General features: G+C 69.4%; 22 protein-coding genes. 9 read left to right on the top strand and 13 right to left on the bottom strand.

Features of this window, described 5'->3' with window-relative positions; genetic code table 11:
* Positions 1-21 precede the first annotated feature (21 nt).
* The 8 genes from ACKI2N_RS05315 to ACKI2N_RS05350 form a co-directional block, all read right to left on the bottom strand.
* Entirely contained in the window at positions 22-996 is a 975-nt protein-coding gene (locus ACKI2N_RS05315) for a type II secretion system F family protein (RefSeq protein ID WP_420995514.1), read from the bottom strand.
* Positions 997-1,027: 31 nt separating this feature from the next.
* Complete coding sequence (locus ACKI2N_RS05320) at positions 1,028-2,380, bottom strand: CpaF family protein (protein WP_420995515.1); 1,353 nt, start codon at positions 2,378-2,380, stop codon at positions 1,028-1,030.
* A gap of 67 nt (positions 2,381-2,447) precedes the next feature.
* Positions 2,448-3,659, bottom strand: a complete 1,212-nt coding sequence (locus ACKI2N_RS05325) for an AAA family ATPase (RefSeq protein ID WP_420995516.1) — start codon at positions 3,657-3,659, stop codon at positions 2,448-2,450.
* Between the two features lie 67 nt (positions 3,660-3,726).
* Positions 3,727-4,050 (bottom strand): hypothetical protein, encoded by a 324-nt coding sequence (locus ACKI2N_RS05330; RefSeq protein ID WP_420995517.1) that lies wholly within the window; start codon positions 4,048-4,050, stop codon positions 3,727-3,729.
* A gap of 14 nt (positions 4,051-4,064) precedes the next feature.
* A complete protein-coding gene (locus tag ACKI2N_RS05335; RefSeq protein ID WP_420995518.1) occupies positions 4,065-5,990 on the bottom strand; it encodes a type II and III secretion system protein family protein in 1,926 nt (641 codons plus the stop codon).
* A gap of 66 nt (positions 5,991-6,056) precedes the next feature.
* Positions 6,057-6,908, bottom strand: a complete 852-nt coding sequence (gene cpaB / locus ACKI2N_RS05340; RefSeq protein ID WP_420995519.1) for a Flp pilus assembly protein CpaB — start codon at positions 6,906-6,908, stop codon at positions 6,057-6,059.
* 509 nt (positions 6,909-7,417) lie between these two features.
* Complete coding sequence (locus ACKI2N_RS05345; protein WP_420995520.1) at positions 7,418-7,945, bottom strand: A24 family peptidase; 528 nt, start codon at positions 7,943-7,945, stop codon at positions 7,418-7,420.
* 109 nt (positions 7,946-8,054) lie between these two features.
* A complete protein-coding gene (locus tag ACKI2N_RS05350) occupies positions 8,055-8,249 on the bottom strand; it encodes a Flp family type IVb pilin (RefSeq protein ID WP_420995521.1) in 195 nt (64 codons plus the stop codon).
* 1,244 nt (positions 8,250-9,493) lie between these two features.
* Between ACKI2N_RS05350 and ACKI2N_RS05355 the strand changes: the two genes are divergently transcribed.
* Complete coding sequence (locus tag ACKI2N_RS05355) at positions 9,494-10,591, top strand: YjgN family protein (RefSeq protein WP_420995522.1); 1,098 nt, start codon at positions 9,494-9,496, stop codon at positions 10,589-10,591.
* 77 nt (positions 10,592-10,668) lie between these two features.
* The gene (locus tag ACKI2N_RS05360; protein ID WP_420995523.1) at positions 10,669-11,811 is read left to right on the top strand and encodes a M48 family metallopeptidase; all 1,143 of its coding nucleotides are present in this window, start codon (positions 10,669-10,671) and stop codon (positions 11,809-11,811) included.
* On the opposite strand, the gene ACKI2N_RS05365 is transcribed toward ACKI2N_RS05360, so the two are convergent.
* A complete protein-coding gene (locus ACKI2N_RS05365) occupies positions 11,808-12,689 on the bottom strand; it encodes a LysR substrate-binding domain-containing protein (RefSeq protein ID WP_426990830.1) in 882 nt (293 codons plus the stop codon). The genes ACKI2N_RS05360 and ACKI2N_RS05365 overlap by 4 nt on opposite strands.
* 224 nt (positions 12,690-12,913) lie before the next feature.
* Here ACKI2N_RS05365 and ACKI2N_RS05370 point away from each other — a divergent pair, with 224 nt between their 5' ends.
* Positions 12,914-14,194 (top strand): MFS transporter, encoded by a 1,281-nt coding sequence (locus ACKI2N_RS05370; protein ID WP_420995525.1) that lies wholly within the window; start codon positions 12,914-12,916, stop codon positions 14,192-14,194.
* Positions 14,195-14,249: 55 nt separating this feature from the next.
* Here ACKI2N_RS05370 and ACKI2N_RS05375 read toward each other — a convergent pair whose 3' ends face one another.
* From ACKI2N_RS05375 to ACKI2N_RS05385, 3 genes are all read right to left on the bottom strand, one after another.
* Positions 14,250-14,756, bottom strand: a complete 507-nt coding sequence (locus ACKI2N_RS05375) for a TPM domain-containing protein (protein ID WP_420995526.1) — start codon at positions 14,754-14,756, stop codon at positions 14,250-14,252.
* A 6-nt stretch (positions 14,757-14,762) separates the two neighbouring features.
* On the bottom strand, positions 14,763-15,620 hold the full coding sequence (locus ACKI2N_RS05380; protein WP_420995549.1) for a TPM domain-containing protein: 858 nt from the start codon (positions 15,618-15,620) through the stop codon (positions 14,763-14,765).
* Between the two features lie 105 nt (positions 15,621-15,725).
* Positions 15,726-16,358 carry a LemA family protein gene (locus tag ACKI2N_RS05385; protein WP_420995527.1) on the bottom strand — a complete coding sequence of 211 codons (633 nt, stop codon included), beginning with the start codon at positions 16,356-16,358 and terminating at the stop codon, positions 15,726-15,728.
* Positions 16,359-16,804: 446 nt separating this feature from the next.
* Between ACKI2N_RS05385 and dapA the strand changes: the two genes are divergently transcribed.
* The gene (dapA, locus tag ACKI2N_RS05390) at positions 16,805-17,746 is read left to right on the top strand and encodes a 4-hydroxy-tetrahydrodipicolinate synthase (RefSeq protein ID WP_420995528.1); all 942 of its coding nucleotides are present in this window, start codon (positions 16,805-16,807) and stop codon (positions 17,744-17,746) included.
* Between the two features lie 19 nt (positions 17,747-17,765).
* Here the strand turns inward: dapA and hemL are convergent, their stop codons facing one another.
* Positions 17,766-19,058 carry a glutamate-1-semialdehyde 2,1-aminomutase gene (gene hemL, locus ACKI2N_RS05395; RefSeq protein ID WP_420995529.1) on the bottom strand — a complete coding sequence of 431 codons (1,293 nt, stop codon included), beginning with the start codon at positions 19,056-19,058 and terminating at the stop codon, positions 17,766-17,768.
* A 215-nt stretch (positions 19,059-19,273) separates the two neighbouring features.
* Between hemL and ACKI2N_RS05400 the strand changes: the two genes are divergently transcribed.
* The 5 genes from ACKI2N_RS05400 to ACKI2N_RS05420 all read left to right on the top strand — a co-directional run bounded on the left by ACKI2N_RS05400 (position 19,274) and on the right by ACKI2N_RS05420 (position 23,647).
* Positions 19,274-19,444 (top strand): rubredoxin, encoded by a 171-nt coding sequence (locus ACKI2N_RS05400; RefSeq protein WP_017225880.1) that lies wholly within the window; start codon positions 19,274-19,276, stop codon positions 19,442-19,444.
* A gap of 420 nt (positions 19,445-19,864) precedes the next feature.
* Positions 19,865-20,359 carry a response regulator gene (locus tag ACKI2N_RS05405; protein ID WP_420995550.1) on the top strand — a complete coding sequence of 165 codons (495 nt, stop codon included), beginning with the start codon at positions 19,865-19,867 and terminating at the stop codon, positions 20,357-20,359.
* Between the two features lie 21 nt (positions 20,360-20,380).
* Positions 20,381-20,749, top strand: coding sequence for a response regulator (locus tag ACKI2N_RS05410; RefSeq protein ID WP_420995530.1), 369 nt, complete (start codon positions 20,381-20,383; stop codon positions 20,747-20,749).
* Positions 20,750-20,801: 52 nt separating this feature from the next.
* On the top strand, positions 20,802-21,362 hold the full coding sequence (locus tag ACKI2N_RS05415; protein ID WP_420995531.1) for a chemotaxis protein CheW: 561 nt from the start codon (positions 20,802-20,804) through the stop codon (positions 21,360-21,362).
* 119 nt (positions 21,363-21,481) lie between these two features.
* A complete protein-coding gene (locus ACKI2N_RS05420) occupies positions 21,482-23,647 on the top strand; it encodes a methyl-accepting chemotaxis protein (protein WP_420995532.1) in 2,166 nt (721 codons plus the stop codon).
* Positions 23,648-23,673 lie beyond the last annotated feature (26 nt).

The following is a 23,673-nucleotide window of genomic DNA, read 5'->3' on the forward strand; positions in this document are numbered from 1 at the left end:
TTCCGGTTCTTCTGGCGGCGGCTACATGTGGATGCGCACGATCTTGCGCATCCACAGCAGGCCCAGCAGCATCAGCAGCACCGCGTATCCCACGATCCACGGCCCGACGGGATCGTTCGCGAGCGGATCCAGGAACGTGGGATTGAGCAGGTACATGGCCCCGGCCAAGGCAAACGGCAGCACGGCCAGGATGATGCCGGAGAAGCGCCCTTCGGCCGAGAGCACCCGTACCTGGCCCACCAGCTTCATTCGTTCGCGAATGATGCGGCTGACATTGCCGAGGATCTCCGCCAGGTTGCCGCCGGACTCGCGCTGAATCAGCACGGCGATTACCAGGTAGCGCAAGTCGGGCAGGGGGGCGCGCGCGGCCATGTTGTTGAGCGCGTCGTGCATGGATGCGCCGAAGTTCAGTTCGTCGAAGGTCAGGCGGAACTCCGCACCCAGCGGATCGGGCAGCTCGTCGCCGGCCATATCCAGGGCGCTGGAGAAAGAATGCCCGGCGCGCAGCGCGCGGCTGATCAGGTCGGCGCCTTCCGGAAGCTGCGTTTCGATCAGCTGGAGGCGGCGGCTGCGGCGCCTGAGCACAAACCAGAGCGGCGCTGCTGTCGAGCAGAGGGCCGCAATGCCTATCGCCATGGCCGGAAGGCCCATCAGCATGCCGAAGGCGCCGATCGCCAGTGCGGGCAGCAGGTTGAAGCAGAGAAAGGTCGACACTGTCCAGTTGAGTCCCGACTGCATCAGTAGCCGGTCGAGCGCATGGATGCGCGGCAGCTTGCGCAGCAGGTTGGCGAACGACGCCGAACTGCTCAGGGCACGCTCCTTCATGATGGACGACGACTGTTCCTGCCAGCCGGCCTGGACTGCCGCGTGCACGCGGCGTCCCAGGCGCCGCGCGCCGGCGCTGTGCTTGCGCTGCCACCACTGATAGGCGACCACCACCACCAGCACGATGGCGACAAAGAGCGAGAGGCCGAAGGCCGCGAAGGTCTGGTTCATGGCGTGATCTCCTGGGCGGTGTGCGCGTGGCTCATACCTCGAAGCGCATCGAGGGTTCGAACAGCCGTTCCGGCACGTTCACGCCAAAGGCCTGGAGGCGCTCGCAGAAGTGCGGCCGCACGCCGGTGGCGCAGAAGTGCCCTTTCACGCGGCCCTCCGCATCCACGCCGGTGCGCTTGAAGGTGAATATCTCCTGCATGTTGACCACGTCGCTCTCCATGCCGGTGATTTCCTGCACGCTCATCAGCTTGCGGCGGCCATCGGTCAGCCGCGACACCTGCAACATCACGGTGATCGCCGAGGTGATCTGCTGACGCATGGTGCGCGGCGGCAGCGACAGGCCCGCCATGCTGATCATGTTCTCGAGCCGGGTCAGCGCGTCGCGCGGGGTGTTGGCGTGGATGGTGGCGAGCGAGCCTTCGTGGCCGGTGTTCATCGCGTGCAGCATGTCGAGCGCCTCGGCCCCGCGCACTTCGCCGAGGATGATGCGGTCGGGCCGCATCCGTAGCGCGTTCTTCACCAGCGCGCGCTGGGTGATCTCGCCCTTGCCCTCGATATTGGGCGGGCGCGTCTCCAGGCGCAGCACGTGGTTCTGCCGCATCTGCAGTTCGGCTGCGTCCTCGATGGTGACGATGCGTTCGCTGGCCGGGATGAAGCCCGACAGGATGTTGAGCATGGTGGTCTTGCCGCTGCCGGTGCCGCCCGAGATCAGGATGTTCAGCTTGGCCTTGACCATGGCCTCGATCAGCTGCGCCATCGGCGGCGTCAGCGTCTGCAGTTCCACCAGGTCCTTGACCATCAGCGGGTTCACGGAGAACCGCCGGATCGAGAGCAGCGGGCCGTCCACCGCCGAGGGTGGGATGATGGCATTCACGCGCGAGCCGTCGGGCAGGCGCGCATCCACCATCGGGCTCGATTCGTCGATGCGCCGGCCCACGCGCGACACCATCTTGTCGATGACCTTCATCAGGTGCGCATCGTCGCGGAAGGTCACGTCGGTCAGTTCGAGCTTGCCGCGCCGTTCGACATAAACCTGCTTGAAGGTGTTGACCAGGATGTCGGAGACGGTCGGGTCGGTCAGCAGCGGCTCGAGCGGGCCGAAGCCGAGCATCTCGTCGCGCACGTCGGATACCAGGCGCTTGCGCTCGCTTTCGTTGATCGGGATGTTGCGCTCGTCGATGATGCGCTCGACCAGCAGGGCCAGTTCGCGGCGTACCTGATCCGGCGACAGGCGCTGCAGTTTTTCCAGTTCGACGCGCTCGATGATGGCCTCGTGGATCTCCATCTTGAGTTGCTGATACGCCGCATTTGCGGTGTTGGCCGGCCCGACGCGCTCGGCTACCGTTTCGCCGGCCTTTTCGTAGAGTTGTTCCCGCAGTGACATGTCGTTTCTCCGCGGCGCATCGCGCGCCTGTGTCTGGGTTCCGGGGCTGCGTGTTGCCGCCATGCCGTCAAGCGTGCCGCTCGACCGGCATGGCCTGGCCGGAACGGTCCTTGCCATGTCCGAGCAGCTTGCGCAACAGGCCGTCGTCCTGTTTCGCCGGGTTGGGATAAACCGTGTCCACCATCTGCGCCAGCGCGCGCGCGATCGGGCTGCGCTCGGCAAGCTGCAGCACCGGCACGCCCTGGTTGCTGGCGTCGCGGGCCGGCTTGGGGTCGGACGGCAGGATGTGCGCGATCTTGCCGCCCACGGTTTCCTCCAGCGTGCGCAGGCTGACCGGCGAGTGTTTCTCGAATTCGTTGATGACCAGCTGCAAACGGTCGTTCGGGTAGCCCAGCGAGCGGAATATCTCCATCAGGCTGCGGCCAGCGCGCAGGTAGGGCAGGCTGAGCTGCAGCACCGGGTAGATGGTGTCGCTGTGGTCCAGCACCATGATCGAGGACGGGTTGATGTCCTGGCCCACGTCGAAGATGATCACGTCGTAGGCCGGGCGCACCAGATCGAGGATGTTTTCCAGGTGGGCGGACTTGATGTCGCCGGCCTTGACAGGGTCGCCGGCGCCGGCGATCACGTCGAAGTTCGGGTGCGCATGCGTGATGCACGCATCGAGCAGGGCCAGGTCGAGCCGGTCGACCTGCTGGCAGATGTCGGCCAGCGTGGCCGGCGGCGTCTTGTCGGTGACCAGGAAGGCGCTGTCGCCGAACTGCTGCACCAGGTCCACCAGCAGCACGCGCCTGTTGCGCCGGGCGGCGATGGCATAGCCGAAGTTGGCCGCGACGAAGGTGGTGCCGCTGCCGCCCTTGCAGGACGCGAACGTAAAGGTCCTTGCCTCGCTGCTGCCGCCGTTGAGCGGCTTGGCCGCGAGCCGCTCGAGTTCGTCGTTGAACTCGCGCGGGTCCAGCGGCCAGCGCAGTACGCTGCGGATGCCCGTGCGCATGGCGCGCATCAGCAACTCGGCCGACGGCGACGGCGTGACCAGGATGCACGGCACGTCGCCGGGCTCCGGAAAGCGCTGGCGCAGGCGTTCCAGCACGTCGGGGCTGAAGTCGTCCGCCTGCAGGATCAGGAAGTCGGAGGGATGGATCAGCCCGGCCATGCCGAGCGCCTTCTCCGGGTCGGCGCAGACCAGTTGCAACTGCCGCTGCGTGGCGGCCTGTCCGGCCATCGACGACATCTGCCGCGCGCGCGTCTCGTCGGCCGAGACCAGAATGAGCTTTGCCATCTCAATTTCTCCCAGATTGTGTTGTGCCAGGCGGCATGCGCCGGCGTAGCCGCAAGCCGCCGTCCGCTCAGGGTGCCGAGGACGATGAAGACGAAGTGCCGACGCCGATCGCGTACGCGTTCGTGTCCGTAGGCGGATTGCGGAACGACGTGTTGTAACGGTCCATGGCGTAGGTGGCGCTGCGCGCATCGACGCCGGTGACGGGATCCGTGTTCAGCGACGCATCCGGATTGAGCGTCTGCATGGCGCGCACGATGCGTACGGCGTCGCCGAAGTGGGCGTCGTACACCGGCGTGGTGGTCATGCAGCCGGCCAGTCCTGCGGCCGCGCACGTGGCGACGGCGACGAAGGCGAACCGCGCGGAGCGGGCAGCGAGAGTGCGGATGTCCATGATGTTTCCCCTGTTCATTGCGCGGTGTCGGCGAGCGTTGCCGTGCCGGCCATGGTCGGCGCCGGCACGGCCGCATCGGCGGTGTCGCGCGGGCCCGCCATCGGTTCCTTGCTGGTGGCGGGCGCGGCGGGCGCGGGCGCCATCGGCGCGGCCGGGGCGCTGGTAGGCACTGGCGGCGGGGCATTGCGCGGCACGTTCGGCTGCAGGTTGATGTCGGGATGGCCTTCCATGTTGCCGTTGATGAAGACTTCGCCCGGGGTGGGCCTGCCGAACGAGTCGGTCGGCATCGGGTAGTTGGCCGGCAGCGGCTTGACCAGGCGCGGCGTGACCACGAACAGCAGCTCGCTCTTGTCCTGCTGGAAGTTGGTGCTGCGGAACAGGTTGCCGAGGATGGGCAGTTCGCCGGCGCCGGGCAAGGCCTTGAGGCTGCCCGTGACGTTGCTCTTGATGAGGCCGCCGATGGCGAAGCTTTGTCCGTCCATCACCTGCAGCGTGGTGGACGCGCGGCGCGTGGTGATCAACGGCAGGATGGTGCTGCCGCTCAGGTTCGGCGCCGAGAGCGCGACACCGGTGGGCGACAGCTCGGACACCTCGGGCGCCACCTTCAGGTTGATGCGGCCGTTGGCCAGCACGGTCGGCGTGAAGCGCAGGCCGACGCCGAAGGTCTCTTCCTGCAGCGTGATGGTGGTGCCGCCGGCGCTGGATGCCTGCGGCACCGGGATGAAGACCTTGCCGCCGGCCAGGAAGCTTGCCTCCTGCCCGCTGATCGCCATCAGGTTGGGCTCGGCCAGCACCTTGACCAGGCTGTCGCCTTTCTGCGCGTCGACCTGGAAGTTGAACGGCAGGTTGTTGTTCTTCATGCCGGAGATCACGCCCGCGCCGCCGGACAGGAAGTTGGCCAGCAGGCCGAAGCTCCAGCTGCCGAAGGCGCCGTTCAGGTTGGCCGAGGCGCCGAGCTGGTCGATCAGCGTCTTCGACACTTCGGCCACCTTCACTTCGAGCATCACCTGCTGCGGCGAGTCCACCGTCATCATGTTGATGATGCGCTGGCTGCGCAGTGCTTGTCCGTTGGCGTTGCCGGCGCCGGTCATGCCCATCCCCATGCCGCCCATGGCCATGCCATTCATGGCCAGCATCGGCTGGCCGGGTGCGCCGAACCCTTGCGGCGGTGCTTGCAAGGGGCCGCGTGTCTGGCGCATGACAAAGGCATTGGCGATGTCGATCACCATCTGGGCGACGGTGGAGTCCGGCACGTTGCCGGTCAGCACCAGGCTGTCGGCGGCGGAGGATACGCGCACGCCGCGCGCGCCCGGCAACAGATCGTGCAGGGTCGACTGCAGGCCGCCGGGATCGGCGCCGACCGTCACGTCGATGACCGTACAGTTGCCGCTCTTGCCTTGCACGATCATATTGGTGGTGCCGACGTCCAGGCCAAGCAGGTAGAGCGTCTGCGGCGAAACCAGCATGGCCTGCACCACGCCCGGGTTGCCCAGCGTGCGCGTGCGCACCGGCTCGGGTAGCGGCAACATGCGCGACTTGCCCACCGGCACCGCAATCTGTTGCGGGTCGCGCGCGGCGCCCGTGCAGTTGGGCCCGCGGCTGACACCACCGTCGCTCGGCGGCGGCGGCACGCTGGCCGCGCCGATGGTGAGCTGGATCGGGCCGTTGGCGGCGAGCTTCATCGCTTGCGGCGCGGTCTGCGCGGTCTGCGCGGCCTGGGTTTGGGCCGCGCCCGCCGCGCTGGCATTTCCTGTCGCGCCAGCGGTGCCAGCGGTGCCAGCGGTGCCAGCGGCTGCGGCATCGGCTGCCCGGGCCTGTTCGCTGCCCAGCCAGACGCAGGTCATCGACAGCACGGCTAGCGCGGTCAGGTTCAGGCGTGAGGGGCCGTTGCGCGGCGCGTGGCTGCGCGGGCTGCCCCCCTGGGTATGGTGTCGGTCCATTTGATTTCCCCCGGTTGTTGACCCCAGTGGCTGGGGCCGGCATTTGGCGTTGTCAGCGTCCGTGCGTTAGAAGCATTCTTGGTTTTGCTGCATGCCGCTGATCACGCCCACGCAATTGCTGGCGATCTTTCTCTCGGTCAGGCGCTGTATCACCTGCACCACCTTGGCCACCGGCGCCGGTGCCACCGCGGCCTTGAGCACCGGCTCGTTGAGCAGGCTGCGCTTGGTGGCGCCGGCGGTATCGACCGGGCGCGGGTCGATCTGGTTGCGCAGCACCAGCGACAGGGTGCCCACGCTGCGTGCCAGGTCGAGCTTCTCGGCTTCTTCCGGCGAGACTTCCAGCGTCACGGCATTGACCACCTTGGGCTTGGTCTCGTCGCGGTTGACCTCTTGCGCGATCGCCAGCACCAGGATCTTCTCCAGCACGATCTTGGAGATGGACTGTTCGTTCTGCGTGGCGCCTTCGGTCTTGGCCTGGTCTTTTTGCGTGTTGACGATGATGTCGACGAAGCTGCCCGGCAGCGCGAAGCCCGCCACGCCCACCACGTCGTTGACGCGCACGGTGATGGCGCGCTTGCCTTCGGCGATCACGGCGGAGAGACCGCCGCGCGTGCCGACGGGCGTGAGCTTGGATTCCAGGATGGGCTCGCCGCGCATCACGCTGGCCTTGGTCACGCGGCCGTCGATGAGCTTCTGGTCGGTCAGCGCTCCGGGCGGCAGGCTCTCGCGCGGCCAGTCGACGACCTTGACGAACTCGGGCGCGAGCCGCTGTCCGAGGTTGATGTCGGTGCCGGCCACCACCACCTTGGTGACGCTGCTCGAGCTTTGCTGCATCATCCAGCGCGAGGCCAGCACCACCGCCGCCAGGCCGGCCAGCGCCGCCACCAGCAGCATCACGATTGCGCGTACGTTTCTCATTTGATGGTCCTCCCCAGTGTGGATCCAGGCATCGGCGCCGCCGGCGAGGCGCGAGTGCCTCCCCTGGCCGTGGCGCCAGTTCCGTTCATCGGTGCCGCGTGCGGCGGCGTTCAGTCGAATGCGGTGAGGCCGCGCCGGTGGCCCAGGCGATGCATGTCCGCGTGGCTCTGGCGCAGGCCGTGCCTGTGCTCCGCGGCCATCGGGTCGCAAGACCCGAGGCGCCGGCGTGGGCAGGCACTGGTGTCTGCGAGAGGGAACGGGCCGGTCGAAGCCGCGTGCCGGGTGGCATGCCGGAGACGGTGCGCCGGCTTGGCAGGAGCCCGGAGCGATGCCGTGGGTGGGTGCTCGCGCATGATGTTTCTCTCCCGTTCCGGCCCGCTCGTCGGGCCTGTGTCTTGCCGCTTTTTTTGTGGCCTTCGGCACCCCGTGGCTGCCGGCTCTCTCTATGTGCCTGATATTGCGTGTTGCGTTGTCGTTGTTTGTCGTTGCGGGGCCATGCTTGTAGCTCGTCAGAGCACGCCCGTCATCACCAGCACCACGCCGCCCGCGATCGCCACCGCGTAGGGCAGGCGAGCTGCCGTCGTCAGCTTGTCCCGGCCGGCCAGGTTGGCCCGCAGGCCGAGCGGCAGCCACAGCAGGCGCGTGCCGATTCCGGCCAATGTCCTTCTTACCTGCTTGCGCATCAGCATGACGGCCAGCGCGAGCAGCCCTCCCACGGCGAAGCTCGCGACCGCGATTTCCAGCGCCCCCTGCGGCCCGACGAAGGCGCCGATGCTGGCCATCAGCTTGGCATCGCCGGCGCCGACCGCGCCTAGCATGTACAGCCCCAGGTAGGGTGCGAATCCGGCAAGGGCACCGGTCAGCCAGGTCTGAGCACCCTGGCCAAATCCGTGCAAGGTAATCTGCAGCACCAGCGCCACCATGAGTCCAGCCGCGACCAGCCAGTTGGGGATACGGTGGCTGCGCATGTCGCTGGCGGCGGCAAGGCCGACCAGGGCGAGCAGGTATCCGCTGGTAAGGGGGTCAAAGGCACTCATGGCATCCTCGTTGTGCGAAGCGTGTGGCGGCGTGGTGCGGGGTGTTCATGGACAGGGAGCGCACGGCCCGGCCGGCTTTGGGTCCGGCCGGGGCGCGCATGCTTTTGGCTCAGCCCGCAGCGGGTGCAGCACTCGTGAGTGCCTGCTGGATCTTTTGCCAGATACCTCCGACGGCGGTCGCGACCGCCGGGCCAGACACGATCATGACCAGCGCCACGAACGCCAGCAGCAGCGCATATTCCACGCCGGCAGCCCCGTCTTCTTCACGCGCAAAACGCTTGATGCCTTCGAACATGGTGTTCATGTCCTTCTCCTTTACGTCATGGTTCAAGGGGAAAAAGCGCCCGCTGAGAATCGGGCACAAGATTCGGCCGGTGGTGCCGGCCGTGGCCAAGCCAGGGGGATTCCTCGATGACGCGTGCGCGGTGGCGCAACAGCGATGCAAGGATCGCTGTTTCCCCGTTGCGCTACGCGACAAGGCGGGCCTCCCGGCTCCACCAGTCTCCAGGGAACCTCTCGGCTGGGTGCCAGCCGGCGGGTCCTCACCTGGCGCGGTCGCCGCTTGCTGCGGCTTGTTGCGCTGGTAGGTGCCGCGAACCGGTTCTGACCTCCCTCAGGAACCGGTCCGCGCCTGAAAGTGCTGCAAGACTGCTTGTGATCGCCGCCGCGGTGTGTCGCATGTCGCCGCTGCGCCGTGGGCCATGGAAGCAAAAGATTGCGCTGGCCCGTCGCCAAACCTCCCCGCGAAGCGGCTGCCCTGTCCCGGCAGCCGCTTCCCCCCGTTTCAACGCTTTGTCGTGATGCCCGGGCTGTCGGATTGCACCGCCTTGACCCTGGCATCCTCGGCGTACCGTGTTGTTGTCTCCGGTCGCTCTGGTCTTTGTAACGGGCATAAGAGCGACGAACATGCCAGTGAGACTAAGTCATTGATTTGATTGGTGATGTTTTTGGGCCACTTGTAACTGTCCGGTTTTGTTGTAACAGGATGTTTCCTTGTTGTTACTGCGCGGATGCCCTCGCGTCTCTGGCAAAATCCCGGCGGACAGCCACGGAGTGGCGTGTCGGACCCCCAGAACGGAGAAAAAGTGCGCGGCAGGGCGCGTAAGATGCGTTCGCAGACGGCATGCCGCCTGGCGGGCGAGGGTAAGCGAGCAGGCGCCTGCGGGTGGTGGAGCAGCCGGCGCACTGCGGCACGAATGGTTTCATGCGCGATACGGCCCCGCCAGGATCGCGCACGTGCGCGAACGCACGTTGCGCCGCGCGCATGCCCGCCGGCGGTGCGGGACGCCGCGCCAGGGATGAGGCAGACGCCAAAAGTTGTAGCCGTGCCGGGGACGAACGTGGGCGATGCCACATTGGCGGCGGCACTTTCTCGCTCTGTTGGATGAGGCAGGAACTTCTTACAAAGTGACCCGGATGGCGCCGTTTTGGTTGCAGTCCTGATACATTGCTCGCCGCGGCGGAGGCGGCGGGATATCGTCGCCGGCTTGTCCGCGGATGCGTGCGGCCTCGCCGGCGCGCTTCGCGGTATTCATGGGAGAAGCCAGCATGCAAGACAACAACAATGATTTGCCGTCGCCGGCCACCGGCGCGCCGGCCGTGCCGGCCGCATCCGGGTCCGGCGGGCAGCCGCGCCCGCTGCGGTTCGAGTTCGTCGGCTCGGGTTCGGAGTATTTCCGCATCTGGATCGTCAACGCGCTGCTGACGATCGTCACGCTGGGCATCTACTCTGCCTGGGCCAAGGTGCGCACCATGCAGTACTTCTACCGCAACACCCGGCTCGACGCCGCCAGCTTCGACTATCACGGCCGCGCCTCGGCCATCCTGAAAGGCCGGGCCATCGTGTTCGGGCTGGCGATGGTGTTCCAGCTCACCAGCCACATCTCGCCGCTGCTGTCGCTGGTGCTTGGCCTGGCGCTGGCACTGGTGTTTCCGCTGCTGCTGGTGCGTTCGCTGCGCTTTCGCATGGCGAACTCGAGCTACCGCGGCTTGCGCTTTGCCTTCACCGGCGGCGACGCCGAGGCCTACAAGGTGTTCCTGCTGTGGCCCGCGCTCACGCTCCTGACGCTCTATGCGCTGGCGCCGCTGGCGCACCAGCGTTTCAAGCAGTACCAGCACAACCACACGCGCTTCGGCACGGCGCCGTTCGCCATCGATGCCACCGCGGGCGGCTTCTACGGCGTCTACCTGCGCGCGTTCGGCATGATGGTGGCGGTAATGGTGGTCACGGCGGTGGCCGGCGGCGCGCTGGGCAATGTCTTCGGCGGCGGCCGCGGCGGCGTGGTGATGGCCTTCCTGGTGGCCGCGGTGGGCTTCTACGTGGCGCTGCTGGCGATCGGGCCGTTCTTCATGGCGCGCCTGCAGAACCTGGTGTGGAACCACACCACGCTGGCGCCGCACGCGTTCCGCAGCGAGGTCAAGGCGGGCCGGCTGTTCTTCATTTTCGTCACCAACATGATCGCCACCGTGCTCACGCTGGGCCTGTTCATGCCGTTCGCCAAGGTACGCTCGATGCGCTACCGTATCGAGAGCATGACCATGCTGGCGGCCGCGCCCCTGGATGCCTTCGTGGCCGGCGAAACCCAGCAGGTCGGCGCGCTCGGCGATGCGGCGGTGGACTGGTACGACATCGACATCGCGCTGTGAGGCGAGCCTGAGCCGTTTCTTGCTGTGAGCCTCTTCTTTTCCCCGCTGGCCCGATCCGTTCGCCTCATGTTCGCCTGATGCCGCCTTCCTCCACAGCCCCGGCCCCGGTAGCCGCCACTTACTTCGACGGCCGCTCGTCGCGCGCGCACGCGGCCAGCCTGTCGGTCGAGGGGCGCAACGCGGTGCTGCGCGAGGCCGGCGGCGCGGTCCTGCGCAGCGCGCCGCTGTCGACGCTGCGGGTGTCGGAGCGCGTGCGGCGCGCGCCGCGCCTGGTGACGTTCGCCGACGGCGCGTTCTGCGAGGTCTCCGATCACGCTGGCCTGGCCGCGCTGCTGGACGCCAGCGGCCACCGCGAGGGCTGGGTGGCGCGCGCGCAGAACAGCTGGCGGCTGGTGCTGCTGTCCGTGCTCGGGCTGGTGGCGGCGCTGGTGTTCGGCTATTTCGTGGCGCTGCCGTGGGGCGCCGGCATGGTGGCGCGCAGCGTGCCGCCGGCGCTGGAGGCGCGGCTCGGCGAAGCCACGCTGGCCAGCATCGATGACGGGCTGCTGGCGGCGTCCAGGCTGCCGGCAGCGCAGCAGGAGCGCATCCGCGCGGACTTCGCGGCACTGCGGCGACCGCCCGATGCGGGCCACGACTACCGCATCCTGTTCCGTCGCGGCGGCCGGCTCGGCGCCAATGCGCTGGCGTTGCCGGGCGGCGCCATCGTGGTCACCGACGAACTGGTGACGCTGGCCGGCACCGGCCCGGGCCTGATGGGCGTGCTGGCCCACGAGGCCGGGCACGTGGCGCAGCGCCACGGGCTGCAGCAGATCCTGCAGGCTTCGGCGGTGGGCGCGCTGGCGGCGTATTTCTTCGGCGACTATTCCAGCGTGCTGGCCGGCGTGCCGGCGGCCATCCTGACGCTGCGCTACTCGCGCGACCACGAGCGCGCGGCCGATGCCTACGCGGTCGATGTCATGCAGCGCAACGGGCTGCCGGTGTCGGCGTTCGCCGACGTCCTGCAGGCGCTGGAGGCGGCGCACAAGCAGGATGTGGCGGCGGCAGCCGGGGACGGCGCCTCCGCCGGCGCTGGCGAGCGCGAAACCAAGCGCGAGCGGCGCAGCCGACGTGCCGCCGAAGATCGCGGCGCGCCGGAAGACAACGATTTCTTCTCCACCCATCCGCTCACGCGCGAGCGCATCGACGCGCTGCGCGCGGCGGCGCGGCAACAGGGCGGCTAGATTCCGACCGGCCGGGCCGTTGCCGGCAGCGACGACGCCGCCACCTGTTCCTGCAGCCAGGCGTGGAATTGCTGGATGGTCTTCTCGCGCGGATTGGCTTCGCGCCATGTGACCCAGTAGTGGAGGCTGGACGGGATGCGCGTGGTGCCCAGCTGCACCAGCTCGCCGCTGGCGAGATAGTCGCGCGCCAGCTGCAGGCGCGCCGTGGCCGCGCCCAGGCCGGCCACGGCCGACTGCAGCATCATCCCGGCGTCCTGGAAGATCGGCCCGCGCTCGGGTTCTCCGCCGGGCAGGCCGGCGGCCTCCAGCCAGTCGCGCCACGGCCGCAGGGCGAAGCGCAGCATCGGCAGGCGCGGCAGGTCCGCCAGCGTGAAGCCGGGATAGCGCGCCAGCAGCGCGGGGCTTGCCACCGCGACCACGTGGTCCTCGATCAGGTTGTGGCAGGCGAAGCCGGGCAGTTCCACGCGCTGGTGCCAGATGCCCACGTCCACCGCGTAGGGATCGGGCGGGCTGATCTCGGCATGCAGCCGCAGGTGCAGGTCCAGCCCCGGCAGCGCCGCGTGCAGGCTCGGCAGGCGCCGGATCAGCCACGCGTTGGCCAGGTCCGCCATTACGCTCACTTCCAGCCGCGTCACCTGGGGCGCGCAGCCGTTGCTGGCCTCGCGCAGGCCGTCCTCCAGCTCGGCCAGGCCGTCGCGGATGCGCTCGGCCAGGCGCGCGCCCACGTTGGTGGGCACCATCAGGTGGGCGGCGCGCTGGAACAGCTTGGTGCCGAGGTTGGACTCCAGCGCGCGGATATGGTGGCTGATGGCGCTATGGGTCAGGGACAGCTCCTGCGCCGCGCGCGAAAAGCTGCGGTGGCGGGCGGCGGCCTCCATGGCGCGCAGGGCCTGCAGCGCGGGCAGGTGCGGCGTGGTGCGCTGGCGCGTGGTGCCGGGCGGCAGCGTGCATGCGGGCCCGTCGGCGGTGGCCGCAGCGGCGGGCGGCGTTGCCGCCGGGACGGGTTCGGGAGTTCGGGAGGTCATTGCCGTCAAATTCTACTCACAATCGTGGCAGGTATCTTTCGTTGGCCTTGCGAGGCGCGGCTGACGACAATGCGGGCATGACTTCTGCCAATCCCGCTTCCTCCGCCGCGCCTGCTTCCTCCGCCGCCGCGCCTTCGCGCGACACCGGCATGCGCTGGCGCGTGCTGTGCATCTTCTCGCTCGGTTTCCTGGTTTCCTATATCTTTCGCGGCGTCAACCTGGGCTTCGCGCCGCACCTGATCCGCGAGATGGGCCTGAGCGCCGCCGATCTCGGCCTGCTGACCAGCTTCTACTTCCTGGGCTTCGCCTGCGCCCAGATCCCGGCGGGCCTGCTGCTCGACCGCTTCGGCCCGCGCCGTACCGAGGCCGTGCTGCTGCTGGCCGCGGTGGCGGGCGCGCTGATGTTCGCCCGCGCGCCGGGCATGGCGGCGCTGGCGGCCGGCCGCCTGCTGATCGGCATCGGCGTGTCGGTGTGCCTGGGCGCCGCCATCCAGGCGCTGTCGATCTGGTTCCCGCTGTCGCGCATGCCGCTGCTCAACGGCGTGGTCATGGCCATCGGCGGCCTCGGCGCGGTGGTGGTGGGCGCGCCGCTGGCCTGGCTGCTGTCGTGGACGGACTGGCGCACGGTCAGCTACGGACTGGCCGGCCTGACGCTGGCGATGGCCGCGCTGCTGTGGTTCGCCGCCCCTGAGGCGGGCGGCGCCGGCAAGCAGCGCCTGGCCGAGCAACTGCGCGGCACCTGGCAGGTATTCCGCAACGGGCGCTTCCTGCGCGTGGTGCCGCTGGCGCTGCTCAACCAGGGCATCTTCCTGTCGGTGCAGACTTTGTGGGTGGGCGCCTTCCTGCGCGACGTGGCGGGCCATTCGCCCGAACAGAGCGCGCGGCTGGTCTCGGTGATCGGCTTCGCCATGATGGGCGGCTGCGTGTTCGCCGGCTGGGCCGCGCGCCACCTGGAGCGCGCCGGGCTGAGCCTGTACGCGTTCGCCGGCCTGGGCATGAGCGGCTTCATCGTGGTCCAGTGCCTGATCATCGCCGGCGTGCCGCTGCCGCCGGTGCTGATGTGGGCCGCCTACGGCGTGTTCGGCTCGAGCGGCATCCTGGCCTACGCGGTGCTGGCGCGCAGCTTCCCCGAAGCCCTGATCGGCCGCGCCACCACGGCACTGACGCTGACGGTGTTCCTGGCCACCTTTGCCTGCCAGGTCGGCGTAGGCATGGTGCTCGACCTCTGGCCGGCTACCGGCGGCCGCTATCCGAAGACAGCGCACCTCACGGTCTGGAGCGGGCTGGTGGTGCTGCAGGTGGCGGCGGCAGTCTGGTATGCGCTGGGCCGCAAGCGCGGCGCGCAGGTGGCTGCCTGACCGCGGTGCGCGGCCAGGGGAGAGATTCGCTTGCGCGGCTGAACCGGGCCGGCGGCTACAGCACCACCGGCCGGTCGTCCAGTTCGTTGTGGTTGGGTTTGCCGTCTTCGGCCGGGAAGTGCGTGGCCAGCAGGTGGTGGATCTTCTCCACTGCCGCCAGCACGGGCTTGACCGACAGGTCGCGCGCCAGCCCGGCGGCCAGTTCGTTGCAGATCGCGCGCCACGTGTCCGGGCCGACGCGGGTGTCGATGCCGCGGTCGGCCAGCAGTTCGACCGCGTGGTCGGCCAGGTTGATGTAAAGCAGCACGCCGGTATGGCCTTCGGTGTTCCAGACCTCGAGCGCGCCGAACAGGGCGCGGGCCCGGGCGCGCGGCGTGGTGCCGGCCAAGGCCAGCCCGACCGGCAGGCTGGATTCGATCACCACCCGCACTTCGCCCTGGTGGCGCTGCTCGCCGGCGGCGACCGCCTGTTGCAGTTGTTGCCGGGCCTCGGCGGGAAAATGCCGGTTGGCGGCGCCGGGCAGGGTGCCGAGATGGCGCAGGGCGCGTTTGATATGAGGCATGCGTGGCTACCAGTTGCCGGAGGCGCCGCCTCCGTCGAAACCGCCGCCCCCGCCGCCGCCGAAGCCGCCGCCACCACCTCCGCCACCGCCGCCGAAGCCGCCTCCGCCGCCACGTCCCCAGCCGCCACGTCCCCAGCCGCCGCCGAGTCCGCCGAGCGTGCCGCCCAGGCCGCCGGCGGCCGCATCCCAGCCGCGCCGGCCGGTCACGATCTGCGGGCCGCGCGGACGCCGCGCCGCGGAGAGGAAGAAGAACAGGATGATGGCGAGCGGGAACAGCACCGGCAGCCAGTCGGCCCACGCGTCGCTCCGGGCCGGCTTGCCGCCGGCCTGCGGGCCGGGCAGGCCTTCCTTGTCGATGGTGGCCTGGATGGCCGAGACGCCGGCCGCGAGGCCGCCGTAGAAGTCGTTCTGGCGGAAGTGCGGCGCCATCACGTCCTGCAGGATGCGCTTGGACATCGCGTCGGTGAGCGAGCCCTGCACGCCGCGGCCTACCTCGAGCCGCATCTTGCGCAGCCCGGGCGGGTTGTCCTTGGCGATCAGCAGGATCACGCCGTCGTCGATGCCCTTGCGCCCGGCGCGCCAGGCGTCGGCCACGCGGATGCTGTAGGCGTCGATCGGCTCGGGCTCGGTGGTAGGCACCATCAGCACGAAGATCTGGCTGCCGCGCTGCTGCTCGTACTCGGCCAGCACGTTTTCCAGCGCGCTGCGCTGGCCGGCGCTGAGCGTGCCGGTGAGGTCGGTCACGCGCTGGGTCAGCGGCGGCACCGGCACGAAACCGTCGGCGCCGGCGGCGCCGGGGCCTGCGGCTGCCGCGGCCGGCCCGGCCAGCAGCGTGCCGAGCATCAGCATCAGCGCCAGCAGCATGCCGCGCCAGTCGCGCCAGTCGCGCGCGGTGCGCGTGGCCGGCGCGGGAAGGAATCGGGCCAGGTCTTGCCGCATGGGTTCAGCCTTTTGCGTTTGCCGCCCGGATCAGAACTTCACCGCCGGCGGCGTGGAGATGGCCTTCTCGTTCTCCACCGTGAAGGACGGCTTGACCGGGTACTTGAACACCATCGCGGTCAGGTTGGTGGGGAAGCTGCGCGCGAGGATGTTGTAGTCGCGCACCGCGGCAATATACCGCTGGCGTGCCACCGTGATGCGGTTCTCGGTGCCTTCGAGCTGCGACTGCAGGTCGCGGAACGACGCGTCGGCCTTGAGCTGCGGATAGTTTTCCGACACCGCCAGCAGGCGCGACAGCGCGCCGCTGAGCTCGCCCTGGGCCTGCTGGAAGCGCTTGAAGGCCTCGGGGTCGTTGAGCGTCTCCGGCGAGACCTGGATGCTGGTGGCGGCGGCGCGGGCCTTGGTGACGGCTTCGAGCGTCTCGCGCTCGTGCGTGGCATAGCCCTTGACGGTATTGACCAGGTTGGGGATCAGGTCGGCGCGGCGCTGGTACTGGTTGATCACCTCGCCCCAGGCCGCCTTGACGGCCTCGTCCTTGGCCTGGAAGTCGTTGTATCCGCAGGCGGACAGCAGGCTGGCGCACAGGCCCAGCAGCAGCCAGCGCAGGACGGACCGCGGCGAGGACAGGGACGCAGACAGGGTCGGGGACGGGGATGCGCGCATCGGATACTCCGGAAATCGAGGAAGCACCAGTGTAGCGCACGGGCCCGCGCCGGCAAGCGATCCGGCCTGCGCGCGCGGGTTGACGGCGGCGGCCCGCTGCCGGTAGATTGTCGGCTTCGGCGCGGTCCGGCCCGACCATCGAGGTCATGCCCGGCTGGCGCCGCTGCAGCCTCACCTTGCATCCCCAACCTGCCATGCGCGCCTGTCCGCTGATTTCCGCACCCGCCCGTGCTGCTTCGCAGCCGCAGGTGCCCGCGCGCGCCAAAGCCAAAAAACAGCCGCTCGTCTGACCGGGGCGTGCTGTTCCGTCAGATGAGCGACGGAACGGCACCTGCGATCGGGGGCGAGGCCGGCTTTGCATCCTCCCGCTGTCCACTGCAGGCCCAGCCGCCGATCCGGCGCCCTTCTGTACGGTTTTTTCCTGACCGGTCGTACAGGAGCGTTTCATGCAGCAAGCAGAACCATCACGACAATCGGAACCATCGCGGCCACAGGCCCGGCTGCCGCGGCAAGCCTTCGCGGGCATCTGGCTGCCGCTGGTGACGCCGTTCGCCCACGGCGAGGTCGACCACGCCGCGCTGGCGCGGCTGGTGCGCCGCTATGCCGCCGCCGGCATCGCCGGCTTCGTGGCGTGCGGCAGCACCGGCGAGGCGGCCGCGCTCGACGAAGACGAGCAACTGGCCGTGCTCGATACCGTGCTCGAGGCCGCCGCCGGCCTGCCGGTGATGATGGGCGTGTCGGGCAGCAACGCGCGCCAGGCGCAGGCGCGCGTGCGCCGCCTGGCCGCGCGCCCGCTGGCGGGCGTGCTGGCGTCGGCCCCCGCCTATGTGCGGCCGTCGCAGGCCGGGCTGGTCGATTATTTCCGGATGCTGGCCGACAGCGCCGCCGCGCCGCTGGCGCTGTACGACATCCCGTACCGCACCGGCGTGAAGCTGGAGACCGACACCATCCTGGCGCTGGCCGCGCATCCGAACATCCATGCCGTCAAGGACTGCGGCGGCGACTACCACGGCACCCAGGCGGTGATCGCCGACGGGCGCCTGGCGGTGCTGGCCGGCGAGGACCATCAGGTGCTGGGCACGCTGTGCCTGGGTGGCAGCGGGGCGATCCTCGCTTCGGCCCATCTCTGCCCGGAGTCGTTCGTGGCGCTGGCGCGCGCGGTGGCTGGCCAGCGGCTGGACGAGGCGCGGCGCCTGTTCCATGCCCTGATGCCGGTGATCCGGCTGGCGTTCGCGCAGCCTAACCCGGGGCCGGTCAAGGCCATGCTGGCGCGCGAGGGCTGGCTGCGCAACGAGCTGCGCGCGCCGATGACGCCGGCCGGCGAGGCGCTGGCCGAGGCGCTGGCGCGCGCCGGCGCCGGCCTCGGCGAGGCGGCCGTGCGCGGCTAGCCGCGCGGGCGGGGCGGCGTCAGCCGGCGGCGAACGCCATCCTCGCCGCCTCGAGGGTGGCGGCGAGGATGGCGTCGTCGTGCTGCGCCGAGACGAAGCCGGCCTCGAAGGCGGACGGCGCCAGGTAGACGCCGGCATCCAGCATGGCGTGGAAGAAGCGGTTGAAGCGCGCGGTGTCGCACTGGGTGACTTCGGCGAAGCTGCCCGGCACGCCCTCGCGGAAGTACAGGCCGAACATGCCGCCGATGGCATCGGCGGCGAACGGCACGCCGGCTTCGCGCGCGGCCGCCGCGAGGCCGTCGGCCAGCTTGCGGGTCTGCGCGGCGAGGCGGTCGTGGAAGCCCGGCGCCTGGATCAGCTTGAGCGTGGTCAGCCCGGCCGCCACCGCGAGCGGGTTGCCCGACAGCGTGCCGGCCTGGTAGACGCCGCCCAGCGGCGCCAGGCAGGCCATGATGTCGCGCCGGCCGCCGAAGGCCGCGGCCGGCATGCCGCCGCCGATCACCTTGCCCAGGCAGGTCATGTCCGGCGTGATGCCGTAGTGCGCCTGCGCGCCGCCCAGCGCCACGCGGAAGCCCGTCATCACCTCGTCGAAGATCAGCACGGCGCCGTGCTTGGTGCACAGCGCGCGCATGGCTTGCAGGAACGCGTCGCTGGCGCGCACCAGGTTCATGTTGCCCGCCACCGGCTCGACGATCACCGCGGCGATCTCGCCCTCGTGCTTGATGAAGGCCTGCTCGAGCTGCTCGACGTTGTTGTACTCCAGCACCATGGTGTGCTTGGTCACGTCGGCCGGCACGCCGGCCGAGGAGGGGGCGTTCCTGGTGGTGTCGGCGAACGTCAGCAGGCCGGAGCCGGCCTTGACCAGCAGGCTGTCGGCGTGGCCGTGGTAGCAGCCCTCGAATTTGACGATCAGGTCGCGCTTGGTGAAGCCGCGCGCCAGGCGCAGCGCGCTCATGGTGGCTTCGGTGCCGGACGAGACCAGGCGCACCTGCTCGATCGACGGCACCAGCTTGCAGATTTCCTCGGCCATCTCGATCTCGGCCTCGGTCGGCGCGCCGAACGAGAAGCTCAGGCCGGCGGTTTCCCGCACCGCGCGCACCACTTCGGGGTGGGCGTGGCCGACGATCATCGGGCCCCAGGAGCCGATGTAGTCGATGTAGCGCTGGCCATCGGCGTCCCACATGTAAGCGCCCTCGGCGCGCGTGATGAAGCGGGGCGTGCCGCCCACCGAGCGGAAGGCGCGCACGGGCGAATTGACGCCGCCCGGGATGGTTTGCTGGGCGCGGTCGAAGAGCTGCTGGTTACGAGACATGGGCTTTGCGTGAAATCAAAAGCAGGAGGAACGCGTTCTATCGGGCGGCAAGTGGCGCGGAAATGCCCGCAAAAAAGCTGCTATGCGGGGTATTTGCGCGGTAACGTGCGCGAACACGGCGTGTTTGGCCCGGATCATGCTTGTCCGGCTGGCGCCGGAGGCGCCGATTCGGTACCATCTGGCCCTGAATTTTAATGGAGAGTGACTGGACCGTTATGGAATACAAGACCTGGATGTGCCTGATCTGCGGGTGGATTTACGACGAAGCCGCCGGCGCGCCCGAAGACGGCATTGCCCCCGGCACCAAATGGGAAGACGTGCCCATCAACTGGACGTGCCCGGAATGCGGCGCGCGCAAGGAAGATTTCGAGATGGTGGCCCTGTAAGACGCCACCGTGGCATTGCCATGCGGGGCGGGGTGCCGCATTCGCCTCTCCAGGCATCGTCCCGGCAGGCCAGCATGACGTGCCCGTGACGGAGCCGGCCCGGTTGCCCGGCCTGCGCCGGTGCGTCGCGCCAATGCGACAGATCGCCAGGGGGGGCCGCGGATTCCGGATTGACGGCCCCACGGTGAGTTGTCACACTCTGTTTCAAATTTGAACATCCGCCCTTTGGAGGGTGGGCCTGGGCAGGCGCGGGTACCACGCGCCGCCCTTTTGCCGGCGCGGGCCACCGCGGCGGCGCGTTGATCGGGAATCAGGACGTATTGTTTCGGGGTCCGCCGGCGCAGCCAGGCTGCGCCGCGCGGAAGTTCTCAGGTGAATGCCGGCGCGTCCCGCGAGGAGCGCGCTGGTTGCGGGAACGGGATGCGGGTCTCTCAACTACAAGAAAGTGTCCGGCTCGATGCCGGGCAGGTCGATGTCCCGGCCGGTGGCGCAGCCGCCGGCGGTACCGCTGCGCCCGCGCGCCGCAAGGTGCTCGTCATCGACGATTCCAGCACCATCCGCCGCACCGCCGAGATCTTCCTGTCGCAGGCCGGCTGCCAGGTGCTGCTGGCCGAAGACGGTTTCGAGGCGCTCGCCAAGGTCGGCGACATGCATCCGGACCTGATCTTCTGCGACATCCTGATGCCGCGCCTGGACGGCTACCAGACCTGCGCCCTGATCAAGAAAAGCCCGCGTTTCCATGCCATTCCGGTGATCATGCTGTCGTCCCGCGACGGCGTGTTCGACCGCTCGCGCGGCCGCCTCGTCGGCGCGCGCGACCATCTCGCCAAGCCGTTCACCCGCGAGTCGCTGCTGCAGGCCGTCGATGCCTGCCTGCCACGTGCCGCCGCCGTGGCCAGCGCCGAGCCGGCCTGAGCGCATCTCTAGGAATGACTCATGACCATCAGCAAGATCCTCATCGTCGACGACTCCCCGACCGAAGCCCTGTTCATGTCCGACCTGCTCGGCAAGCAGGGTTTCAAGGTGTCGGTGGCCGGCAACAGCGACCAGGCCTTCGCCCGGCTCGAAAGCGAGCGCTTCGACCTGATCCTCATGGACGTGGTGATGCCGGGCCAGAACGGCTACCAGGCCACCCGCGCCATCAAGCGCGACGACCGCTTCAAGGATATCCCGGTCATCATGTGCACCAGCAAGGGCCTGGACACCGACCGCATCTGGGGCATGCGCCAGGGCGCGGCCGACTACATCGTCAAGCCGGTCGACGGCGAAGAGCTGCTCGGCAAGATCGCGGCGCTGGCCCACTGAGCCGCCGCGGCCGCTGCACGGTTACCTCTCTTTCCCTCAACGGAATCCGCCCATGAACGCGCCGCGCCAGGACCTCCGCGCCCGACAGACCCGGCTGCAGGACTACCAGGCCATGCTGGCCCGCCGCCTGCGCGAGGCGCGCAGCCTGCCGGCGATGGACAGCTACCTCGGCCTGCAGGTAGGCCAGCGCCACTGGCTGCTGCCGCTGCCGGAGACCGGCGAGGTGCTGGAGATGCGCCAGCCCAGCCGCGTGCCGCTCACGCAGGGCTGGTACACCGGGCTGGTGAACGCGCGCGGCAGCCTGCTCGGCGTGGTCGATTTCGGCCTGTTCTGCGGCGAGGGAGCCACCCCGCTGCAGCCGGGCAGCAAGATCGTGGTGCTGTCGCGCCAGGTCGAGCGCGCCTGCGGCATCCTCGCCACGCGCGTGGTCGGCCTGCGCCATGCCGGCGAACTGAGCCTGCCGGCCGCGCCGCCGCAGGGCCAGCCCGAGGGCGCGCCGGAGTGGGAGGGCGCGCGCTTCGCCGACCGCGACGGGCGCGACTGGCAGGTGCTGGACGTGCGCCGCCTGCTGGCGTCGCCGGCGTTCCTGCAGGTGGGCCGGCAGGCCGCCTGAGCACGGACGGCACGGAGGAGCCGGGCAGGCGGCACGCAACGGGGAGGGCGCGGGCCCGCGCTGGCCGCGCACGCGCCGCGGAAAAACCAAGAATCGAAGAATAACGAACAGAGGGTGCTATGGGTTTCAAGAACATCAGCCTGGGTCGCCGGGCGCCGGTGGCCGCTGCCGCCGAGATGGCGGTGAACGCGGCGGCGCCGGCCGACAGGAGCACCCCGGCCGGGCGCATCGCCGACCGGCTGTCGCGCATCCCGTTCGCCAGCCAGCAGCGCGCGCTGACCGGCGGCGTGGTGCTGTCGCTGGTGGCGCTGCTGGCGTCGGTGTACGCGGATAACCGCGAGGCCAACAACGGCGCGGCCCAGATCGAGATCGCCGGCGACATGCTGATGCACTCCCAGCGCCTGGCCAAGGCGGTGCCGGTGGCGCTGCTGGGCAATGCCCAGGGCTTCGCCCAGTTGCGCCAGTCCAAGGCCGAGCTGGCCGGCGACTTGCAGTCGCTGCAGAACGGCAACGGCGAAAAGCACGTGCGCGCCACCGGCGGCGCGGCCGCCCCGCTGCTGGAAAAGGCCATCGAATCGTGGCGCCGCACCGAGAAGAGCGCGGGCGACGTGCTGGCCCAGCAGCCGACCCTGACCACCATCGGCCAGACGCTGCAGATCTTCAACGCCTCCAACCCGGAACTGCTGGAAAGCGCCGAGCAGGTGGCGGCGCTCAAGCTGCAGGGCGGCGCCAACGCGCGCGAGGTGGCCGCCTCCGCGCAACTGGTGATGCTGACGCAGCGCCTGGGCAAGAACCTCAACGAATTCCTAGCCGGCGAAGGCGTCAACCCCGAGACCGCGTTCCTGCTGGGCAAGGACACCAACACTTTCCGCGAGACGCTGGACGGCCTGCTCAACGGCAGCGAGGCGCTGCGCCTGGCCGCCACCGGCGATGCCGAGACGCGCACCTACCTGCAGCAGCTCTCGCAGCGTTTCGACGCCGTGCAGAAGACCACGCAGACCATCCTGCAGAACCTGCCCGGCCTGATCGCCGCCAAGCGCGCCCAGCAGCAGATCTTCAACGACAACGAGGCGCTGCGCGGCGAGCTGTCGCAGCTGCAGGCCGCCTACGCCGAAGGCGCGCGCGTGCGCCCGCTGACCCTGGGCGCCACCATCGTCTCGGCGGTGCTCACGCTGCTGTTCCTGGCCGGGCTGGCGGCGCTCTACCTGCGCGACTCGCGGGTCCGCGCCCGCGAGGCGGAAGCCCGCGAGCGCGAAGCCGATGCGCGCCGGCTCGAGGAAAAGCGCACCAACGACGCCACCCAGAAGGCCATTCTGCAGCTGATGAACGAGCTGCAGGACATCGCCGACGGCGACCTGACCAAGCAGGCCACCGTGACCGAGGACATCACCGGCGCCATCGCCGACTCGGTGAACTACACGGTGGAAGAACTGCGCGAACTGGTCGGTCGCGTGCAGCTGACCGCGGGCGAGGTGACGCAGGCCTCGGGCCAGGTGCAGGACACATCGACCCAGCTGGTCGCCGCCTCCGAGGAACAGTCGCGCCAGATCCGCCAGACCGGCGAATCGGTGGTGGAGATGGCGGACCGCATCACCCAGGTGTCGCGCGGCGCGGCCGAATCGGCCAACGTGGCGCGCGCATCGCTGGCCGCCGCCGAGCAGGGCCAGTACGCGGTGCAGAACGCCATCGCCGGCATGAACGACATCCGCGAGCAGATCCAGGACACCTCCAAGCGGATCAAGCGCCTGGGCGAGTCGTCGCAGGAGATCGGCGAAATCGTCGAGCTGATTTCCGACATTACCGAGCAGACCAACGTGCTGGCGCTCAACGCCGCCATCCAGGCCGCCTCGGCCGGCGAGGCCGGGCGCGGCTTCTCGGTGGTGGCCGAGGAAGTGCAGCGCCTGGCCGAGCGCTCCGGCGAGGCGACCAAGCAGATCGGCGCGCTGATCCGCACCATCCAGACCGACACGCAGGACGCCGTGCACGCCATGGAGCGCAGCACGCAGGGCGTGGTGGAAGGCGCCAAGCTGTCCGACAACGCCGGCGCCGCGCTGGTGGAGATCGGCCGCGTGTCGCGCCAGCTTGCCGAACTGATCGAGCAGATTTCGCAGACCACCTCGCACGAAGCCGGGCTCGCCACCGCGGTGGCGCGCAATATCGAAGGGATCCTGCAGGTGACCGAACAGACTTCGTCCGGCACGCGCCAGACCGCGCTGTCGGTGCGACAGCTCACCCTGCTGACCGAGGAACTGCGTAACTCCGTGCTGCGATTCAAGATCGCCTGACCGGGTTGCGCGAGCCGGGGCCGCCG

This window comes from Cupriavidus sp. 30B13 (assembly GCF_049059565.2).
Taxonomy (GTDB): domain Bacteria; phylum Pseudomonadota; class Gammaproteobacteria; order Burkholderiales; family Burkholderiaceae; genus Cupriavidus.

Coding starts and splice junctions, on each gene's coding strand:
- dapA (WP_420995528.1), top strand. CDS start 16,805: ATGCAGCAAGCAGAACCATCACGACAATCGGAACCATCGCGGCCACAG.
- ACKI2N_RS05315 (WP_420995514.1), bottom strand. CDS start 996: ATGAACCAGACCTTCGCGGCCTTCGGCCTCTCGCTCTTTGTCGCCATC.
- ACKI2N_RS05375 (WP_420995526.1), bottom strand. CDS start 14,756: ATGCCTCATATCAAACGCGCCCTGCGCCATCTCGGCACCCTGCCCGGC.
- cpaB (WP_420995519.1), bottom strand. CDS start 6,908: ATGAGAAACGTACGCGCAATCGTGATGCTGCTGGTGGCGGCGCTGGCC.
- ACKI2N_RS05335 (WP_420995518.1), bottom strand. CDS start 5,990: ATGGACCGACACCATACCCAGGGGGGCAGCCCGCGCAGCCACGCGCCG.
- ACKI2N_RS05380 (WP_420995549.1), bottom strand. CDS start 15,620: ATGCTGCTGGCGCTGATGCTGATGCTCGGCACGCTGCTGGCCGGGCCG.
- ACKI2N_RS05330 (WP_420995517.1), bottom strand. CDS start 4,050: ATGGACATCCGCACTCTCGCTGCCCGCTCCGCGCGGTTCGCCTTCGTC.
- ACKI2N_RS05320 (WP_420995515.1), bottom strand. CDS start 2,380: ATGTCACTGCGGGAACAACTCTACGAAAAGGCCGGCGAAACGGTAGCC.
- ACKI2N_RS05370 (WP_420995525.1), top strand. CDS start 12,914: ATGACTTCTGCCAATCCCGCTTCCTCCGCCGCGCCTGCTTCCTCCGCC.
- ACKI2N_RS05420 (WP_420995532.1), top strand. CDS start 21,482: ATGGGTTTCAAGAACATCAGCCTGGGTCGCCGGGCGCCGGTGGCCGCT.
- ACKI2N_RS05415 (WP_420995531.1), top strand. CDS start 20,802: ATGAACGCGCCGCGCCAGGACCTCCGCGCCCGACAGACCCGGCTGCAG.
- ACKI2N_RS05325 (WP_420995516.1), bottom strand. CDS start 3,659: ATGGCAAAGCTCATTCTGGTCTCGGCCGACGAGACGCGCGCGCGGCAG.
- ACKI2N_RS05360 (WP_420995523.1), top strand. CDS start 10,669: ATGCCGCCTTCCTCCACAGCCCCGGCCCCGGTAGCCGCCACTTACTTC.
- ACKI2N_RS05385 (WP_420995527.1), bottom strand. CDS start 16,358: ATGCGCGCATCCCCGTCCCCGACCCTGTCTGCGTCCCTGTCCTCGCCG.
- ACKI2N_RS05355 (WP_420995522.1), top strand. CDS start 9,494: ATGCAAGACAACAACAATGATTTGCCGTCGCCGGCCACCGGCGCGCCG.
- ACKI2N_RS05350 (WP_420995521.1), bottom strand. CDS start 8,249: ATGAACACCATGTTCGAAGGCATCAAGCGTTTTGCGCGTGAAGAAGAC.
- hemL (WP_420995529.1), bottom strand. CDS start 19,058: ATGTCTCGTAACCAGCAGCTCTTCGACCGCGCCCAGCAAACCATCCCG.
- ACKI2N_RS05345 (WP_420995520.1), bottom strand. CDS start 7,945: ATGAGTGCCTTTGACCCCCTTACCAGCGGATACCTGCTCGCCCTGGTC.
- ACKI2N_RS05410 (WP_420995530.1), top strand. CDS start 20,381: ATGACCATCAGCAAGATCCTCATCGTCGACGACTCCCCGACCGAAGCC.
- ACKI2N_RS05405 (WP_420995550.1), top strand. CDS start 19,865: ATGCGGGTCTCTCAACTACAAGAAAGTGTCCGGCTCGATGCCGGGCAG.
- ACKI2N_RS05365 (WP_426990830.1), bottom strand. CDS start 12,689: ATGGAGGCCGCCGCCCGCCACCGCAGCTTTTCGCGCGCGGCGCAGGAG.
- ACKI2N_RS05400 (WP_017225880.1), top strand. CDS start 19,274: ATGGAATACAAGACCTGGATGTGCCTGATCTGCGGGTGGATTTACGAC.